Below are 17274 nucleotides of genomic sequence, written 5' to 3' on the forward strand. Positions count from 1 at the left end.
TTTGTCTTTATTTATTTGCCCATGTGCAAAAAATTAAATATGCTATAATTTTTATATTTGCCATCCCTGCATCAACCGGCACATCACAGCAGCATCCGATGGCAGATTCAGCACTGGCATTAAAAATACCTGAGGCACTGCAACCAAAAATGGCTCAAGTGCATGAAGATATTATGATTTTGCAAAGTCTGATAGACGACTGATGTTGCGCAGTTACAGCGGGTTATCCGCTTTGGGTTTTTAACGGTTTTTTTTGAGATATTTATATGGTGGCATTCCCTTCGACATTTTCTGCAAATTTTCGCTGCCCGATTTGCCAAAGTCCGCTAAAGGTGGGTGAAAAAGTTTGGCAATGCACCGGTGAAAATGCGCAGCAGCGGCAACATGGCTTTGATGTCGCCAAACAAGGGTATGTGAATCTACTGCCGGTGCAAAATAAGCATAGCAAAAACCCTGGCGATAGTGATGAGTCGATTATGGCGCGGCGTCGTTTTCTGCAAGCGGGGTTTTATCAGTCGCTACAAGATGGGCTGTATGACTTTTGCAAAGGGCTATTATCCTCCCAACAATCAGTAAATTGGCTAGACATTGGCTGTGGCGAAGGATATTACACTGAGCGATTTTTACAGCTTAACCCAAGTAAATTAGTCGCGCTTGATATCAGCAAACCTGCCATACTCGCCACGGCCAAACGACTTAAACCAATTAGCACGACCACGCAAAAATATTGCTTAGTGGCATCTGCTTCGCAAGTACCATTGGCCAGTCAGGCTGTGAGTATATTGACCAGTATTTTTAGCCCGATTTTGGCGGATGAATTTCATCGGTTGGTCAGCGACCAGGGCTTTGTAGTGATTGCCAAGCCCGCCGTTAATCACTTGATTGAGATGCGTGACGGGCTATTTGAACAAATCGTGGCGCACGACTCAGACAAATTTATCGATGAATTAGCACCGTATTTTGCGTTGGTTAAGCAAACGCGGGTGGAAACAACCATTTCGCTTACCGCTACGCAGTTAAAAGATTTATTGACGATGACGCCCTATGCGTTTCGGGCGCAGCCAGCCAGACGTGAGGCTTTAATCGACCGTTGCCAGCAAGCAGGGTCAATGCGCTTTACAACCGATTTTATGATTTATGGGTTTCAAAAAAATTGTCTGTAAAAAAACGCCCGTCAGTGGGCTATTTTTTTACCTTACAAATAGCCTTAAGCGCGCGGATGATGCTGCTCATGCAGCTGTTGCAGTCTTGCCGTAGCCACATGGGTATAGATTTGGGTGGTTGATAAATCGCTGTGACCCAATAACATCTGTACACTGCGCAAGTCAGCGCCGTGATTAAGCAAATGGGTGGCAAAGGCATGACGTAAGGTATGCGGAGAAATTTCGCTGTCGATGCCGGCTTGCTTGGCGTAGCGTTTAATGACATACCAAAAGTTTTGGCGGGTCATGTAGCCGCCTTGTTGGGTCAAAAATACCGCTTGGCAGCGACTTTCTCGCCCGTTCTTCATGATACACAGTTGCGGTCGCGCCAGGGTCAAATAATCGGTCAATACATCAATCGCCACTTCGCCAAGGGGTACCAGCCGAGTCTTATCACCTTTGCCGGTAACCTGTAACCAGCCAGCATTGAGATTGACTTCACTTAACGATAAATGAATAAGCTCAGAGACACGTAGCCCGCACGCATAGAGCACTTCAAACATGGCTTGGTCACGCATGCCCAAAGGGGTCGATGTATCTGGGCTAGCGAGTAGGGCGTCGACATCACTTTCTGATAAATCTTTGGGCAGCGCGCGCCCAAGTTTTGGGGTCTTGATATGCTCACACGGGTTGTCATCACGCTGATTGGCGTTGATTTGCCATAAGAAAAACTGTTTGAGCGATGATAAGGCACGCGCTTGGCTGCGTGCTGTTTTGCCTTGTTTATAGAGCGCTGCTAGGCAAGCCAACACGTCACTGGCGTCCCAACGGGTGATGGCTTTGCTACAGGTGGTTTCGCACAGCATCAAGTCACGAATATAAGCATTGCGCGTATTGGTGGCAAGTCCCCGCGTGAGCAATTCTTGGCGAAACTGCTGAATATAACTGGGCTCATCATGAAGGTGTAAGGCTTTGACTTGGCGCGGTTGGCGCGCGGCGACTTGGGACATAAATGACTTGAAATCTCGAGATAAGGGGGCTTTTTTTTAACCAACTTTTTTCTTAATCCAGTAATGATACACATTGGCATACGGATCAGGGTTTTGGTGTTGTTGCGGATTGATGATGTCTTGCTGCTCGATAAGTTCATGCCCCAAATGACGACAAAAATTGGGGATATCGCGCGTGGTCGCAGGGTCAGTGGCGATGACATGAATCACTTCCCCTGACTGCGCTTTACGAACGGTTTTATGCAGCAGCATAATCGGCTCTGGGCAAATCAGCCCTTGGGTATCGAGTTGGTAATTGGCATCAGGCATGTTGAGTCTCTGTTTGTCGACTTTCTTGGATAAAATTAAAAAAACGGGTTAAATTGGCTTTAAACATAAACGCCACCCCAATCCAGGCGGCTAGGGCGACATAGCTACTGATGGCAAACAAGCCAAATCCCATACCGATACACAGCGCAAGCATGCTCGGCTGGCTTAAACGGTAACGGTATAAAATAAACGCCACATAGCAGGATAGGGGTATGGTCAGTCCAACAAGTCCGTAAGGCACCCAATGAAACAAAGTATAAATCGTTTGACTGTCCTTAAACTGTGACAAGCTCTTTAGGGTACCAAATAATAAAAATAGCGCAATTGCCAAATAAACCAGATAAATTGACCATTTATTGAGTCGCTGTGCGTGTTCAATCAAACCAATAACAGGGGCAGAAAAGCCTTTGGTCGTTGGCGTAGCAGGCGCATTTAATTGAGTCATAATAACAGCGCTCCTTCGCCACTTCTAAGCCAACTGCCAAGCAAAATCGCTGAGGCGATACTATCAATCGGCTCTTTGTCACTTTTGATTAGACCATATTCCCAAGCCAAATTTTTGGCTTCACGGCTAGTTAAGCGCTCATCCGCCAAAATAATCGGGCGTGGTCGATGCGCTTCTTCGAGCTGGTGTTTGAGCCTACGAGCAAATTTTTTGGCACGATTGCTAAGCTCAGATGCAGTGCCATCCATATTCAGCGGCAAACCGATGATGATGGTACTCACTTGCCATGACTCGATAAGTTTTAGTAATTCATTCCAATTGGGTTTGCCATTATCCATTTTAAACTGCATCAACGGGCTTGCGGTCTGGGTTAAAGTATTGCCCAAGGCGATACCCATTTTTGCGATGCCAAAATCAAGCCCCATCACCGTTTCGATAGTGTGGGTGTGATGGGTATCTTGCGCCATAGTCAGGTTAAGCATGCCCGATATCCGTACTCAGTTTGTTAAAATCAACGCCCAACTGCTGAGCGGCGACTTGCCAGCGAGTCTGATGGTCAATATCAAACAATAGCCCCATTGATGCCGGCAAAACAAACCAATCGCCTTGGTTGATTTCTTCTTCTAGCTGCCCTTTTCCCCAGCTGGCATGACCCAAACAAAGCTCAAAATGCTCAACGCCTTGGCCATTAGCGATACTTTGTAAAATATCCTTGCTAGTGGTGATACAGACGTTTTCGGTGATGGCAAACGAAGATACCCAATCGGGCTGTCCCGTATGGAGCACAAACCCAACTTCCGGGTTCATGGGACCTCCATCTAAGGGTAATTTTCGGTGCAAGTCGGTGATGGTCACATCAATATTTAATTCTTCAAACAATTTGGCAACGTTGCTGGTTTCGATGGGTTTGTTAACTACCAGCCCTAACGTGCCTTGTTGGTCTTGACGGCAAATATAGACCAAAGATTGATAGAAAATCCCGCCGTCAATATTGGGTGAGGCTATCAAAAAATGGTTGGTAAGATTTTGGTTTTTTGACATTCAGTGGCATACCTAATTAAAAGCGACTTAAGAGCGGCAAACATTAAAAACAATAAGCATTAAAAACGATAAACATTCAAAGCGTCAAGCAATGTTAAATTAACTGACACGGCGACTTGCTAGCAAACTGCGCGCGTGTTTGAGCGTGTCTTCGGTGATATTGACCCCGCCCGACATCCGCGCTAATTCCTGCACTTGGTCATCGCCCGACAGGGTTTTTAAGTGAGACTGCGCCTTCTCTTGCTGGGTCTTGTACACCAAAATATGCTGATGGGCTTGTGCCGCGACTTGCGATTGGTGAGTGATAGCAATGATTTGTTGTTCTTCACCCAATTCACGCAGTAATTCGCCCACCACTTGCGCCGTGCCACCACTGATACCCACATCCACTTCATCAAATACCAATAGCTGACGGGTAGTCGTTGCTATATCGGTGGTCGTATTACGGCAAACTCCTTGTGCATCAATGACTTGCATGATAAGGGCTAACCGTGATAATTCACCGCCTGAGGCGATTTTGTGAATCGGTTGCATTGGCATACCGACATTGGCACTAAATAGCAGTTCAATTTGCGATAACCCGATACTTTGCGGTTTATCAAGTGGGGTAAATTCAAATGCCGCTTGCACATTGGGCAGTGCCAACGCTTTTAACCGTGCGACTAGCGCTTCAGCTAACGTCGTGGCATTGGCTTGGCGACTGTCATCCAATGCTTGGGCTTTTTGCAAGTAGGCTTGATAAGCTTGTTCAATTTGCTCTGCCATTGCTTCAGGCGACATCACCGATTGCAAGTCATCTAATTGCTGTTGCCAGGCTTGGCTGTCTTCAACAAGGCTTTCAGGTGTGGTGTGATATTTACGCGCCAGTCGATGGAACGTCGATAACTGCTCATCAAGTAGTGCTAACCGCTTGGGGTCAAGGCTTTGCCCTTCGGCATAATTGCTCAGGGTGCTAGCGACTTCAGCGATTTGGGTATGTGCTGAATACAACTGTTCAACGCAATCAGCATAGGTTTGGCTAAGCTCGGTCTGCGCTTCACACAGTTTAATCGCCCGATTAAGCAGGCTTACCACATCGGGCTCATCGCTGTCATTATCGAGTAATTGCACCGACAAGGCGGCTTGCTGCATGAGGTTTTCAAGGTTAGATAATTCATCGTATTCAGCTTCAAGTTCACTGTATAAGATACTGGCAATTGGCTCGATATCGGCTAATTGATTGCTCAATAGCTGAATTTGCTGCTGGCGCAATTGCTCGTCTTTGGCGTGCTGGGCGGCTTGTGATTTAAGGCGTTCGTACTGCAAAAACGCTTGTTTCACGTCGCTTGCTTGGCTGTTTAATCCCGTAGCGCTATCAAGCCATTCCATCACAAACTGCGGACGTAGCAAACTTTGCTGGGCATGTTGGCTGTGAATATTGACCAGTAACCCACCCAAGGTTTTAAGCTCATTCATACTAATGGGCATGCCATTGAGCCAAGCTTTACTACGAAGCGTACCGTTTTGGTTAGCAAGTTGCCGGCGAATCAGCAGCGTATCGTCTTCAAATGGGTAATTTTGCTCACCCAGCCATGCCATGACTTCGGGTAATTGACCGATATTAAATTCTGCAAAAGCGTCTGCCGTGGTCTGTCCATGCCGAATCAAACCTGCGTCACTACGACCACCCACGCACAAGGTCAAGGCGTCAAGCAATAGTGATTTACCAGCACCTGTCTCGCCAGTGATAATGTTAAATCCAGCATTCATCTCAACCTCAGCATTGGTGACGAGGGCTAAATTTTGTAAGGTTAACTGTGTCAGCATATCAATCCTATCATTGACGTTAAGAGTGGCACATTGGCGGTCAAATTTGCAAAAACTTTATTGTAACCTGGTCATGAAAAGCTCACAATAATCCTAGACAAGTCTTCAAAAATCAGTAAAAATTCCATCTAGCTGTTTCACACTAAACAATAGCATAATTGGGACAATTACAAAATAAGCAACGCAAAAATCCAAATTTCCGTCAGCTGGCTATCTTTGATGGGTATCTGTGTCTAGCAATCTTCGCCTAGTTAAGTTGAGGGCGGTTTCATCGATTGTCATAAAACATAGATTGTTATAATAGATTGTCATAAAAGTTGACTAAATTTGATGCTATCCTATTGCTCTAAACAACGTCTGCATAAGGATAACGGAACATAATTTTTTATCAACCGTTAACAATCTATCGGCAATAGCATTGGCTGATTGCGACAAGTCACGGACTGCGTTTGATTATAAAACCCATTTGTCGACTAAAAAAAGCGGGTTGCCGCAAAACGACCTGCCAATCTTTATAATTCTTTATAATAAGGCAGCGTTATCAAGTCAACTGACTGTGTATTTTAAGGAGAATCTCATGACGTCACCTAATCGTTTCGACCATGTATCGGTAGAAAAAATAGCGAATGTTTACTATGAAGGTCGTACCTTTAGTCGGACCGTTTGGTTTGAAGATGGACGCAAAAAAATGCTAGGAATCGTGCTACCTTGTGATACCGATGTGCCAGCCTATGAATTTAAAACGGACTCATCTGAACGTATCGAAATTTTAGCAGGCGAGTGTGAAGTCAAACTGGCAGGCGAAGAAGAATTTACTTATTACCGTGCCGGTCAAGCGTTTTTGGTCGAAGGGCATAGCAGTTATGAGCTACGTAATGAAGCAATTGTGCAGTACATTTGCCACCTAGAAGGCTAGCGAATAATATACAAGGCTAGGGGCAAGGCAAATATAAAATCGAAAAAAAGGGTCATCAATCATGGCAAAACCGAGTTATTTTTATGGCATTCATGCCGTGCAATCCATCTTGCAACACCGCGGTATCGATGGGTTGACACTCTTTATTCAAGACGGTAAAAAACAAGATGATGCCACGGTAGCCAACATCACCGAGCTTGCCCAAACCTACGGGATTGCGATACAAATCAGCGCCAAAGACAAACTCACCAAGCTTGCCGAAAGTCCGCAGCATCAAGGCGTAGTATTACAAGCCCGCCCTGCTGAACTCCAAGATGAGGCAGATCTCAAATACCTAGTTGACAAACACCAAACCGAGCGAAAACCGCTATTACTACTGGTGCTTGATCAAATCACCGACCCGAACAACCTTGGCGCGTGTTTGCGTACCGCTGTGGCAATGGGCGTCTCAGCTGTCATTATTCCCAAAAATCATAGCTCAAGCATCACCCCAGCCGTGGCAAAAGTCGCTGTCGGTGCGGTGGAATTAATGCCTTTTATCCAAGTCACTAATCTTGCGCGTACGCTCACTGACATCAAAAAACAAGGGGTGTTTGTGTTTGGTACGGCACTTGATGACACGGCAAAGCCCGTGCAAGACTGTGATTTGACAGGTGATGTGGCGATTGTGATGGGCTCAGAAGGTGACGGTATTCGCCGTTTGACCGCAGATACCTGCGACCAGCTGGTTTATATCCCGATGCCCGGCAATGAACATGGGCAAATCCAAAGCTTAAATGTCAGTGTCGCCACTGGCATGGTGCTGTACGAAGCCAGCCGTCAGCGTTCTAGCACATAATAAGAGAATATGTTATCTGTATTGATGATTTAAAAAAATTTGCTCAAGAAATGGGCTAAGAAAGGAAAAATCAAAATGCAATTTGCCATTATCGGACTGGGTGTTTTTGGTATTACCTGTGCTAGAGAGCTTGAAAAATTGGGCAACCAAGTCCTAGCGATTGATATTGATGAAAAACTGGTCGATGACATCAGTGAATATGTCACCCGTGCCGTGATTGCTGACGCCACCGACAAAGACACCATAGAAGAGCTTGACCTTGCAAGTTTCGACGGCGTACTCGTCAGCATTGGTGATAACCTTGAAGCCAGCTTGCTATGTACACTCAACCTACTAAGCCTGAACGTACAAAACCTATGGGTGAAAGCCAAAACCGACTCCCATCACCAAATTCTACAAAGCTTAGGGGTGAACAATATTATTCACCCCGAACAAGACATGGGCATTCGTATTGCCCAAAAAATGAACTATCCGATGGTCAAACAATACATGGCGTTGGGTGACGAGCAGTTTTTGGTTCGTTTAGACCCACCTGAGCAGTGGCGAGGGCACCCGTGGTCGGATGTCCAACACAGCCATCCTGATATTACTTTTATCATGCTAAAACGCAACCAGCAAATCTTTAACCAATTACCCGATGGCTTTTTCTTTCAAGGTGGGGATAAATTGGTGGTAGGGGGCGATACCCAAGCGCTACGTCGCCTTGCCAAAGCTATTCGGCAAACGGCTATTTAACCCACCACTCACGCAAAAAAAGTAATTAGGTGTAAATATGCCGTTTCGTGAAGTCAAAAAAAGCGACAAACCAAAAATTGTTGATAAATCAAAATCCAGTACTCACGACCTAGAGCCGCCTACCAAACAAGGACTGCATTTGTCTTCACCTGCGATTTTGTCCTTGGGGTTTTTAGCGTTAATTGTGATGGGTACGGTTTTACTGTCATTGCCAATCGCAACGATTCAACCGATTAGTATGCTAGCGGCAGCCTTTACTGCGACGTCTGCGGTGACCGTTACGGGGCTAAATGTGGTAGATACCGCTAACTATACCACGTTTGGACAACTGGTGATTGCCGCGCTGATTCAATTTGGCGGTCTAGGCTTTATGACCTTTGCAATTTTGGTATTGACCAGTCTGCAAGGTAAAATGGGATTATCAGGCTCAATCACGGCGCAAGAAGCGTTGGGTACTCATAGCAACCAAATTGGCAGTACAGCCAAAGCGGTAATCAAAATTGCCTTTATCACCGAGAGCTTGGGTTTTTTAGGGTTAACGCTATTTTTAGCACCGCTAAAAGGGCTAAAAGATGCGATGTATGAAGCGTTTTTTCTGTGTATCTCAGCATTTAACAATGCAGGTTTTGCACTAAACGGCAACAATATGACTGCCTATGTGCACCAGCCGATGATTAGCTTTATCATAAGCTTGCTGATTATCACGGGTGGTATCGGGTTTTTGGTGATTTTAGATATCATCAAACACAAGCGCTGGCAAAAATTTACCCTGCACACCAAGGTCATGGTTTTGGGCACGCTAGCGCTCAATATCATTGGTTGTATGGGGTATTGGTTACTTGAACGTCATAACGCCAAAACGATTGGCGGATTGAGCGAAGCTGGGCAGTGGTTTGCATCTTGGTTTATGGCGGTGACGTCACGTACTGCAGGCTTCAATAATATTGATTATAGCCAAGTGACAGATGCCAGTACGTTATTGACCTTTATATTGATGTTTATTGGCGCAGGCTCAATGTCCACAGGTGGCGGTATCAAAATCGGCACGTTTGTGGTTATCCTAGCATCGACTAGGGCATATTTGCGTCAGCACCCGCAAGTGACGATTTTCCATCGTGCTATCTCTGATCACTTGGTAAAAAAATCGTTTGCGGTGATGAGCACCTCGATTTTGATGATTGCTTTAGCGGCGTTTATTTTAGCGATATGTGAGCCAGAAGGGCATTTGGTTGATATTTTATTTGAAGTGATATCGGCATCGTCAACCGTCGGGTTATCGCGAAATTTCACCCCGACATTGAGTGAGCCTGGGCAATGGGTGATTATGTTTATGATGTATATGGGGCGTCTTGGACCGTTAACCTTGGCGTATTTTATCGCCACCCCTAAACCAACCCGTATTCGTTATCCTGAGACCCATACCCTTGTTGGTTAAGTTGGTTAAGCTGGCTAATTTAACAGGGTTGGCGAAGTGGCAAATACCAAGCAAAACCTTTAGACAGCGGTTGGTGTACCCAAGATACTGAGAATAAGATACTTAAAACCTAGGATAGCGAAAACTCAAGATACTGAAAACCTAACGAAGCTATCGCCAAATCGTGTATGATGATTGTCTACAACGGGTGAATTGAGCGATTTAGTAAGTCTTAAGGTTATGAGTAGTTATATTTTAGATACAGAAGCGCATGGATTGGTTGAGCCACATGCGACCGAAATTGCCTACATTGGCGTGGTGTTTAGTCCAGCAGGCGAGCTGATACTACAGACCCACAGCGCCTTTGAGCAGCGCTTTAACCCACACAAAAAAATTACTTTGGGCAGCCAAGCCATCACAGGAATTTTTGACGACGATGTGGCAGACAAGCCGCCGCATACTGATTTTGAGTTACCAAAAGACTGCAAGTATCTCATTGGGCACAATATCGACTTTGATGCTGACGTACTCACCAATGCTGACTGTGATTTATCAAACATTAAGCGTATTTGCACTTTGGCACTGGCGCGGCATTTTTTCCCGCAGTTAGATAGCCATAGTTTGGGTGCGCTACTGTGTTTTTTTGAGCCGCAGGTTGCCAAAAAAAATATCAAATTCGCGCATGGTGCCAAATACGACATTTGGTTTACCTTTTTGGTCTTAAAAGCTATCTGCTATCAGCATCACATCACCGATATGGCACAGCTGTATCAAGCCAGTGAACATGCCCGAAAACCCACGGTAATGCGCTTTGGCAAACATAAAGGGGTTGCCATTAAAGACTTGCCCCCTGATTATGTTGATTGGCTGCTCAAACAAGCTGACCTTGACCCGTATTTACACCTTGCGCTCACCGAAAATAGCGCAGGCAATCATGGCAATCTTCTATGATTGAATCCATGAAATACTAAAATGATTACGCGCCAAATTGCGGTTTAACAATCACCAAAATCACCACAGCGACTAAAATAAACACAGGCACCTCATTAAACCACCGCCAAAAAATATGGGTTTTATAGTTAGGGTTATCAATCAGTTTTAAGCGAAATCGACCACAAGCTATATGATATACCGTCAACCCAATGACGCAGGCTAGCTTGATATGTAGCCAGACTTGGGTTTTATAACTGTCCCAATTGGGCAGCAGCATACACAAGCCAAAAATCCAAGTGGCAATCATCGCAGGTGTCATGATGCCGCGATACAGTTTACGCTCCATCAATGCAAATCGCTCTTGACTGATTTTATCGGCACTCATGGCATGATACACAAACAAGCGTGGTAGATAAAAAATCGCGGCAAACCAACACACCAATGAAATCACATGCCAGGCTTTAAACCATAAAAAATATTCTGTCATTGCTTACCCCGATGATGACGCAACTACACAAGCTTACCCTAAATCAGCTTACTCTAAATAAACTTGCCCTAAAAAAGACTGCAAATAGCCGTTATTTTAAAGTCTGCATGACAGCAAGTAAATCCGAGATTTGTTGTTCGCTATGACGAGCGCTTACGCAAAAGCGTAGACGTGCTGTGCCTACCGGCACCGTGGGTGGACGGATGGCAGACACCCAAAAACCGCGAGATTTTAACGCGTTGGCAAGCTGCAGGGTTCTGTCATTATTGCCAATGACCACAGGAATAATGGCTGTGGTCGGTATTTGATTATCAATACCTACTTGCCAATTTTGCTGCAATAGCCCTTGACTGAGCTGTTTGATATTGGCAAGTAATTGATCGCTGCGCAAAGTATCGGTGTGCGACATGGCTATGCTAGTTTTAGTCACGCTGGCAAGCACAGGGGGCATCGCCGTGGTATAAATAAATGAACGGGCAAAATTGGTCACATAGTCAATCAACTCACTCGAACCTGCGACAAATGCGCCACTGGTGCCTATCGCTTTACCAAAGGTGCCGATATAGATATCTGCTTGTGGTTGGGCTTTTTTATAAGCCTGATAGGGCAAACCAAAACCGTGGGCATCATCTACCATCAAGGCACATTCATAACGAGTAGCTAACGCATGCAGCGCATCCAAATCCGCAATGGTACCATCCATACTAAAAATATGATCAGTGACAATCAGTTTTTGCTTAGCGCTATTTTGCGAAAGTAGCTGTTCTAATTGGCTATAATTGCGATGCCCAAAACGCATGACTTTGGCACGGCTAAGGATTGCCCCATCGACAATCGAGGCATGATTGAGCTTATCGCTAAAAATCACGCTATCTTTACCACACAACGCTTGAATCACACCGACATTTGCCATATACCCTGTGCTAAAAGTTAACGCCCGTTCATAGCCTGTCAATTGGGCAAGGGTGGTATCCAATTGTTCATGCCAAAGCGTATGCCCCGTAATCAGGTGCGACGCGCCACTACCCACTTGCTGGATGGTTTTTGCAGCTTGGCTAAACGCTTGTATGAGTTGCGGGTCGGTGGCAAGTCCCAAATAATCATTGCTGGCAAAGTTGACGTAAGTTTTGCCATGTATGTCAATGGTGGGCGTCACGCCTTGACTAATGGGCGTCAGTTGACGATACAGGTCTTTTTGGCGCTGTTCATCAAGGGCTGATTGAAGGGCAAAATTGGCTAACATACTGTTGAACTCTGTTAAAGCATCGTTAAAGCATCTAAGAAAAAACCGCCACTTCGGCGGTTTGTTGGGCTATTAAACGACAGCCAAACTCCCGATGCGACCATTCATCGCATTGGTCACCGGGATTTGTCGAGGCTCGGCTTTTTCAACCGTCAACCCTAAATCGGCAATCAACTGATCATCATGATTGGTGGTAGCATTATCTGTGGTCAATAAACGATTCCCATAAAAGAAAGAATTGGCACCTGCCATAAATAGCATGGCTTGCTCGGCATCGGTTAAGCCTTCACGACCTGCGGCAATACGCACATAGCTGGTTGGGCAAGCAAGGCGCGTGACAGCAATGGTGCGAATCCACTCAAGCACAGGCAAGCGCGTGCCTTGCAGCTGATCTGCAATTGGCGTGCCTTCAATGGGTACTAGCATATTGATTGGTACTGATTCAGGGAGTTTTGGCAGATTAGCCAGTTCTGTTAGCAGGTTGATGCGGTCATCACGACTTTCACCCATACCGATGATACCACCTGAGCAAATATTAATGCCTGCTTGACGCACATGGTCAAGGGTAGTTAGACGGTCATCATAACTACGGGTGGAGACGATATGGTTATAGTACTCGCGTGAGGTATCAAGGTTATGGTTGTAGTAATCCAGTCCCGCTTCAGCAAGTACTTGCGCTTGGTTACCGGATAACATGCCAAGCGTCATACAAGTTTCTAACCCCAATGCTTTGACTTCTTTAATCAGCTCAACCACATAGGGCATATCTCTATCGTTTGGGTGTTTCCATGCCGCACCCATACAAAAACGGCTAGAGCCAGCGGCTTTGGCTTTTTTGGCCTCGATAATCGCTTTTTGTACTTCGATTTTCTTTTCAGGTTGTAAGTCGGTGCTATGGTGCCCTGACTGTGAGCAATAGCCGCAATCTTCAGGACAATTGCCTGTTTTTATTGATAGCAGGGTACTGACTTGTACCGCATTGGGTGGAAAGTGTTCGCGAAGTTTGTTTTGCGCGAGCAACAGTAAATCCATCAAAGGTAGTTCAAACCAAGCTTGGATTTGCTCGCGAGTTGGGCGGCTTTGGGTGGTCATTGTGGTGCCAATAGGTTGTTGTGATTGTTGAATTGCTAATAAGTCTGCCATGACAGCTATAATCCTAATTAAAACAAAGCTTAAAATAATAAAAGGTGTCTCATCATACCAAAAAAAAACAACCACCTAAAGTGATTGTTTTTTATCATTTAATGACAATGGCTTATTTGTCTTGAGAGCTATCACCACGAGTAATGGAAATATTGGTGATAGGTGATTTATCATCACTGACTGCGCTAGTTTTGACATTGTCGGCAATGACCTCATCAGATGCATGCTTTGCCTCAATTTCAGCCGATTTACGCAGTGCAGGCGTTAAGTTCTCATTATCCGCTGATTTGGCAAACACGTTGTCAGGACGGATGCTATCATCATCTGCCGTACTATCTTTAGCGGTACTATCTTTAGCGTTAATAGTATCTTTAGCCGCTTCATACTTCTCTTCGATAGCTTTGTTATCGGATGCATCAGAATCACTGGCTGTTTCGTCGGTCAGCGTTTGCTTAGCTTGTTCAACTTTATCTTTTGCCTCGCTCACTTTTTCTTTGGCTTCTTCGTTTAATGCATCTAGTTTGTCATCGGCTTGGGTTTTTAATTCTTCAACCTTTGATTTAGCATCATCTAGTTTTTCACCCGCAAAGCTTTTAACATCGGCTAATTTTTCAGCCGCTTGGTCTTTGACGTCTTCAAGCTTGGTTTTAGCATCCGCAAGTTTATCATCTTTGGCTGTTTTTGCTTCATCAAGCTTTTCAGTGGCAGTTTCTTTAGTGTCGTCAATTTTATCAGCCGCTTGTGCTTTAACCTCATCCAATTTTTCTTTGGTTTCGCCAAGTTTTTCATTAGCGGTGTCTTTAATATCCGCTAATTTTTCACTCGCATCTTCTTTGAGCGCATCGATTTTTTCTTTGGCTTCGGTTTTTAGCTCATCAAATTTTTCCACCGCGTCATCTTTGATTTCAGCCGCTTTCGCCTTAAGGGTGTCTAATTTGCTCGCTTGTGTCTCGCTGTCAGCATTGACATCTTTGGTGTTTGCTTCATTAAAGTATTTGCTGCTGCCAGAAGCTTTACCTGCGCTCGCGCCTCCAAGCATTGCTAGGGCTTTACTGCAAAGTTCTTTGGCAAAAGGCGTGGCTTTTTCAATTAATGGTTTTGCTTGTTCAACCACAGGTTTAAGTGGCTCAGGTACTTTTGGCACAATAAACTTTGCGATTTGGTTAAACCACATCAGCAGTGAATAATCACCGGACATTTTTAAGTCACCATTTTGGATGCCTGTCATAAATGCCGTCGCTTCACCTTTAGTGAGCAATTTCACACCCGTCATTGAGTCTTTAAACGTAATCGTCAATGTTGGCTCTTTGGCTGGACCTGCATGTTGGCTAAAAGTACCGTTATTAATCTCATAATAGCGTGACGTTTGTTCCGCGTCGCTGCCGAGTTGAATAGTAAAATTACGGTTTTCTAATAAACCTTTAAATTTGTCATCGCCTGTTTTGGCAAGTTGGGTTAAACGCAAGCCAACGGCAAACAATAATACGTCAAGGGGATCTGATTTGATTTGGGTTAATTGAGATAACATAGGTACTCTCCAAAATTATAGATTTTATAGATATTGCAATGCGCAAGGTCTTTTAATAAATGATAATAATTAAGTCATTCACTTCAAAGAGATTATAATTCGCTACTACAAAGGATTTAATAGCTTTGTTATACAATATATTATAAGGTCATCCATGCCAAGTTACAGTAATGTTTAACATACCAGTATCATTTTTTGTAATCAAAGCGTTTGATTTGTGTATTTGAGCGACGTTAGACAGCGAATCTTTTACCTTTTATCAAGCTAAAGCGCATAAAAAACCCATCAACATGATGGGTTAAATAACTTGCTATAGCGATAAGGTGGCGAGGTTGTTATTAGTTTTTTGAGTCAAACACCGCGGCATGACGAACAAAATTTTGATGAAAATCGGTATCTTTTTCTAATACCACAGGACGGTGACCGGCACTCATTTGAACACTACTTTTTAACATGGTTTGGTTGGTAGTAGCTTGACTTGCGGTTTTGTTGAACTTGGGTTTTCCATTTAACGCTATCACAATCGGAATCATCGATAAGCCAATTGCCGCCACATACGCATCCGTGCCCGTCAATGATGACAGCGTAACCACTGCCCAATGCAGCCCTTCTACCGAAATCCAGTACACCATACCTAACATAAAATAGCCCAATACAAAACGGTAAGGGGTAAACGCAATCGCTAGCATACCGACAGTCACTAGAACGATTAAAAACAACCAATTAGAAGTTAACGACGTAGCAGCTAATAATAGACTTGCCGAAATAAGCATGGTTGACCTCATGAAAAGTTATTAAAAACAAATACTTAACATAAATTAAGTAAAAGCTTGTGTAGGTTATTATGGCGCTAAAAGATGAAAATTAAAAGTCAAAACCCAACTAAAACGACAATGGATGACGTATCAAATTTGGCGGATTTATCTCAAAAAAAGCGATTAAAAAAGCTAAAACGGCATAAAAAAAGCTAACAATCAATCGTCGAAATCTCTTGTTCAAGGGTAACAGGAATTTTCGTAAATCTAGTAAAAAAGTGCTAAAATGCGGTAACTGATTTGTCGCGAAATGTATATTGTTTTAATGCTTTGTAGTTTTGCCCACACCTTAATTTGCTCAATAATCATGTCTATATCTCTAGCTGAAAAATTGGATAAGTTTGCTATTTTGGGCGTTTTAAGTAAAAATATCGTTCGGCAATTGTACCGCCTATTTTAAGGGCTATTTGCGACGCAAAAAAATTTAAATTTTTAATGTGACTAATTAAAAAAACTGACGCTTTATCAAAATTAACTGGACAACTATTTTGATAAACACAGTTTGCCTAATCACCGACTATATAGTGGTAATTCTCGTATGATGACGTTTCAACAATTGATTTTAACTTTGCAAAATTATTGGGCAGAAAAAGGCTGTGTGGTGTTACAGCCTTATGATATGGAAATGGGTGCAGGCACGTTTCATACCGCCACTTTCTTACGAGCATTAGGTCCAGAGCGTTGGCATGCCGCCTATGTGCAGCCATCACGCCGTCCCACGGATGGTCGCTATGGCGACAACCCAAACCGTTTACAACATTATTATCAGTTCCAAGTGGTACTCAAACCCAATCCACCTGATATTCAAGAGTTATACTTGGGGTCACTCAAAGCAATTGGCATCGATACGCTAACGCATGATGTCCGCTTTGTAGAAGACAACTGGGAATCACCAACGCTTGGCGCATGGGGACTTGGTTGGGAAGTTTGGCTCAATGGTATGGAAGTTACCCAGTTTACTTACTTCCAGCAAGTCGGTGGTATTGAGTGTTTCCCAGTGACAGGAGAAATCACGTACGGTCTTGAGCGCCTTGCCATGTATATCCAAGGCGTGGACAGTGTATATGATTTGGTATGGACGGATGGCGAATTTGGTCGTGTCACCTATGGTGATGTATTTCACCAAAACGAAGTGGAACAATCGACCTACAACTTTGAACATGCCGATGTGGCAAAAATGTTTGAGTTGTTTGATTTTTATGAAAGCCAAGCCGATAAATTGGTCGGTCTTAACCTGCCGCTGCCTGCGTATGAAATGGTGCTTAAAGCGTCACATACCTTTAACTTGTTGGATGCGCGTGGAGCGATTTCAGTCACTGAGCGTCAGCGCTTTATCTTGCGTGTGCGTACCTTGGCGCGTAAGGTCGCACAAAGCTATGTAGAAACGCGCGCCAAATTGGGCTTTCCATTGGCGGATGATGCACATAAAGCCGATGCGTTGGATAAATATTTGCCCAAGCAAGAGTAAG

General features: G+C 44.3%; 18 protein-coding genes. 7 read left to right on the forward strand and 11 right to left on the reverse strand.

Going from position 1 to position 17274, the window contains the following annotated elements; all coding sequences use genetic code 11:
* Positions 1-266: 266 nt before the first annotated feature.
* Positions 267-1163 carry a putative RNA methyltransferase gene (locus tag RT034_RS05485; protein WP_313014668.1) on the forward strand — a complete coding sequence of 299 codons (897 nt, stop codon included), beginning with the start codon at positions 267-269 and terminating at the stop codon, positions 1161-1163.
* Between the two features lie 44 nt (positions 1164-1207).
* Here the strand turns inward: RT034_RS05485 and xerD are convergent, their stop codons facing one another.
* The 6 genes from xerD to recN all read right to left on the reverse strand — a co-directional run bounded on the left by xerD (position 1208) and on the right by recN (position 5753).
* Positions 1208-2152 carry a site-specific tyrosine recombinase XerD gene (xerD, locus tag RT034_RS05490; RefSeq protein WP_313014677.1) on the reverse strand — a complete coding sequence of 315 codons (945 nt, stop codon included), beginning with the start codon at positions 2150-2152 and terminating at the stop codon, positions 1208-1210.
* A 36-nt stretch (positions 2153-2188) separates the two neighbouring features.
* On the reverse strand, positions 2189-2461 hold the full coding sequence (tusA, locus tag RT034_RS05495; RefSeq protein ID WP_219299542.1) for a sulfurtransferase TusA: 273 nt from the start codon (positions 2459-2461) through the stop codon (positions 2189-2191).
* Positions 2454-2906 (reverse strand): hypothetical protein, encoded by a 453-nt coding sequence (locus tag RT034_RS05500; protein WP_313014687.1) that lies wholly within the window; start codon positions 2904-2906, stop codon positions 2454-2456. The genes tusA and RT034_RS05500 overlap by 8 nt, the downstream gene beginning before the upstream one ends.
* On the reverse strand, positions 2903-3388 hold the full coding sequence (ruvX, locus tag RT034_RS05505; protein WP_313014691.1) for a Holliday junction resolvase RuvX: 486 nt from the start codon (positions 3386-3388) through the stop codon (positions 2903-2905). Before ruvX ends, RT034_RS05500 begins: the two co-directional genes overlap by 4 nt.
* Positions 3381-3947, reverse strand: a complete 567-nt coding sequence (locus RT034_RS05510; RefSeq protein WP_007115043.1) for a YqgE/AlgH family protein — start codon at positions 3945-3947, stop codon at positions 3381-3383. Before RT034_RS05510 ends, ruvX begins: the two co-directional genes overlap by 8 nt.
* Before the next feature lie 99 nt (positions 3948-4046).
* On the reverse strand, positions 4047-5753 hold the full coding sequence (gene recN / locus RT034_RS05515) for a DNA repair protein RecN (protein WP_313014696.1): 1707 nt from the start codon (positions 5751-5753) through the stop codon (positions 4047-4049).
* Between the two features lie 577 nt (positions 5754-6330).
* Here recN and ppnP point away from each other — a divergent pair.
* The 5 genes from ppnP (at position 6331) to RT034_RS05540 (ending at position 10607) form a co-directional block, all read left to right on the forward strand.
* Positions 6331-6669, forward strand: coding sequence for a pyrimidine/purine nucleoside phosphorylase (gene ppnP / locus RT034_RS05520; protein ID WP_313014700.1), 339 nt, complete (start codon positions 6331-6333; stop codon positions 6667-6669).
* A gap of 61 nt (positions 6670-6730) precedes the next feature.
* Entirely contained in the window at positions 6731-7507 is a 777-nt protein-coding gene (rlmB, locus tag RT034_RS05525; RefSeq protein WP_313014702.1) for a 23S rRNA (guanosine(2251)-2'-O)-methyltransferase RlmB, read from the forward strand.
* A 75-nt stretch (positions 7508-7582) separates the two neighbouring features.
* Entirely contained in the window at positions 7583-8242 is a 660-nt protein-coding gene (locus tag RT034_RS05530) for a potassium channel family protein (protein WP_313014706.1), read from the forward strand.
* 37 nt (positions 8243-8279) lie between these two features.
* Complete coding sequence (locus RT034_RS05535; RefSeq protein ID WP_313014710.1) at positions 8280-9677, forward strand: TrkH family potassium uptake protein; 1398 nt, start codon at positions 8280-8282, stop codon at positions 9675-9677.
* Positions 9678-9896: 219 nt separating this feature from the next.
* The gene (locus tag RT034_RS05540) at positions 9897-10607 is read left to right on the forward strand and encodes an exonuclease domain-containing protein (protein ID WP_313014717.1); all 711 of its coding nucleotides are present in this window, start codon (positions 9897-9899) and stop codon (positions 10605-10607) included.
* A gap of 25 nt (positions 10608-10632) precedes the next feature.
* Here RT034_RS05540 and hemJ read toward each other — a convergent pair whose 3' ends face one another.
* From hemJ to aciT, 5 genes are all read right to left on the reverse strand, one after another.
* Positions 10633-11076, reverse strand: a complete 444-nt coding sequence (gene hemJ, locus RT034_RS05545; protein WP_313014722.1) for a protoporphyrinogen oxidase HemJ — start codon at positions 11074-11076, stop codon at positions 10633-10635.
* 91 nt (positions 11077-11167) lie between these two features.
* Positions 11168-12319 carry an aminotransferase class I/II-fold pyridoxal phosphate-dependent enzyme gene (locus RT034_RS05550; protein WP_313014724.1) on the reverse strand — a complete coding sequence of 384 codons (1152 nt, stop codon included), beginning with the start codon at positions 12317-12319 and terminating at the stop codon, positions 11168-11170.
* A 72-nt stretch (positions 12320-12391) separates the two neighbouring features.
* Positions 12392-13411, reverse strand: coding sequence for a biotin synthase BioB (gene bioB / locus RT034_RS05555; protein ID WP_313014774.1), 1020 nt, complete (start codon positions 13409-13411; stop codon positions 12392-12394).
* A gap of 163 nt (positions 13412-13574) precedes the next feature.
* Positions 13575-14990: a hypothetical protein gene (locus RT034_RS05560; protein WP_313014729.1), complete on the reverse strand. Its 1416-nt coding sequence runs from the start codon at positions 14988-14990 to the stop codon at positions 13575-13577.
* 338 nt (positions 14991-15328) lie between these two features.
* Positions 15329-15775 (reverse strand): AciT family ciprofloxacin tolerance protein, encoded by a 447-nt coding sequence (aciT, locus tag RT034_RS05565; protein WP_313014732.1) that lies wholly within the window; start codon positions 15773-15775, stop codon positions 15329-15331.
* Positions 15776-16346: 571 nt separating this feature from the next.
* On the opposite strand from aciT, the gene glyQ reads away from it, so the two are divergent.
* The gene (glyQ, locus tag RT034_RS05570) at positions 16347-17273 is read left to right on the forward strand and encodes a glycine--tRNA ligase subunit alpha (RefSeq protein WP_313014781.1); all 927 of its coding nucleotides are present in this window, start codon (positions 16347-16349) and stop codon (positions 17271-17273) included.
* The last annotated feature ends 1 nt before the right edge of the window (position 17274 follow it).

The organism is Moraxella sp. CTOTU48841 (assembly GCF_032061225.1).
Lineage (GTDB): Bacteria > Pseudomonadota > Gammaproteobacteria > Pseudomonadales > Moraxellaceae > Faucicola > Faucicola cinerea.